The following is a 1,594-nucleotide window of genomic DNA, read 5'->3' on the forward strand; positions in this document are numbered from 1 at the left end:
AGACAAAAAGCTAAACCCCACTATACCAGCAATGTATAGAGAAAACTTCCCAGAATACTTAAGAAAAGAAATAGAGGATTATGCAAGGAAGCATAATATAAAGTAATAAAGAATCTTATCTCAAAGGAGACATAATGGCAAAGACTAAAAATATATATTTACAGAGTAATTTACATAGGAGAGAAGCACTCAAATATCTAAGGGATTTAGGATTGCTTGGAGTAGCAGGAAGCTTTGGAATCTATACCTATCAAAAAAAGAGCTTAGATTCTACATTAGAAAGTAGCATAATAGAATCTCTACAAGATTTTATACCTTACTCAACTCACACAATCACAAATCCTCTCTTTAGCTCTAATATCCCTCAAGAGATTCTCTCCTTACCCTTAAAGCATTTCTCTATTCCACACGAATATGCAAGTATCTTACAATTTCATAAAAAGCAAGAAAGAAATGTAAATTTTATAATTCCTTTAACTACAAGCCAATATTTAGACACTACACATTATTATCTCAATATGCCAATGCCCCATAAAAATTTACCCTTTCTCTCTTATCATTATGATAGCTTACAATCTTTTTTAAAAGACTTAGAATCTCAAAGCTTTTCTATGAGAAATTACACTATGGATTCTATAAATATACAAATACTCAAAGAATTCTTTATGATTTTAGAACAAGATAAATTCTATAAAGACAAAGAAAGTAGAAATCCAAACAATAAAGACAATGACACAAACGCACCAACTTCAGCCATAGACTCCTACCATATTGCAATGAATTATCTAGATGATGTTTATATGGATTGTTTCAATACCAATTTAAAAGACAATACTCCAAACTTACAAAAGCACAGAGAATTTTTAAGAGCCTTAAATGTGATAGGAGAGAATAATATTAAGGCTATGTATGTGGGGGTGGGAGAGAAAAATAATGAAGAACAAAACCATAATAGTAGTAGGGTAACCTCAAAGCGTAGAGAAAAAGCAAGTGATAGTAGTGTCAATGCTGAAAATAATGAGAAAAAAAGACCTAAATTTATAGGTAGATTAGCTACTACTATAATAATGAAAGATGGATTGTATATAGGATAGGAGGATAGGAATAATGAATATTAAAGAGCAGATAGAGGAAATACTAAAAAAACAAGATTATATTGTTACTGCTAGTGGGTTAATTATTGATATAGATAAAGAGACAAAAGAATTTAAGTTTAATAATCGTTCAAAAGACAATGTCGGCAAATACACCAAAGAATACTCCAAAGCACTTTTAGACGCTTGGCACATTATGGAATCCTCCCCCTATAAATCCTATAAACCAATTTATTTAGACCCTACATTAAAGACAGGACAAAGCTCAAGTTATTTAGAATTTAAAGCTTGGCAAGATTTATATTTAAAAGAACCCATAAAAGGAGCTATAGCTCCTTGGACTAAAAAAGAAAAAGCTTATTATGAATCTTTAAAAACAAAAAGAGAAAGATATAAATACTTAGTAATAAGAAGTGGATTAAGAAGTTCTGTTATAGATATACCTTATGAGGCTTATTGTAATGTAGATGAAAATGGAAATCTTATCAATAAAGAATATG

2 protein-coding genes are annotated in these 1,594 nt (G+C 30.0%); both read left to right on the forward strand.

The window, feature by feature from the left end:
* The first annotated feature begins 134 nt into the window (after positions 1–134).
* Positions 135–1,094, forward strand: a complete 960-nt coding sequence (locus tag HCCG_RS11120; protein WP_002957647.1) for a hypothetical protein — start codon at positions 135–137, stop codon at positions 1,092–1,094.
* 13 nt (positions 1,095–1,107) lie between these two features.
* Positions 1,108–1,594 (forward strand): hypothetical protein (locus HCCG_RS11125; protein WP_002957648.1); only part of this gene is annotated, 487 nt, incomplete at its 3' end.

Source organism: Helicobacter cinaedi CCUG 18818 = ATCC BAA-847 (assembly GCF_000155475.1).
Lineage (GTDB): Bacteria > Campylobacterota > Campylobacteria > Campylobacterales > Helicobacteraceae > Helicobacter_C > Helicobacter_C cinaedi.

What these genes read in the sequence shown, in the direction of transcription:
- HCCG_RS11120 (WP_002957647.1), top strand. Translation starts at nt 135, where the DNA reads ATGGCAAAGACTAAAAATATATATTTACAGAGTAATTTACATAGGAGA.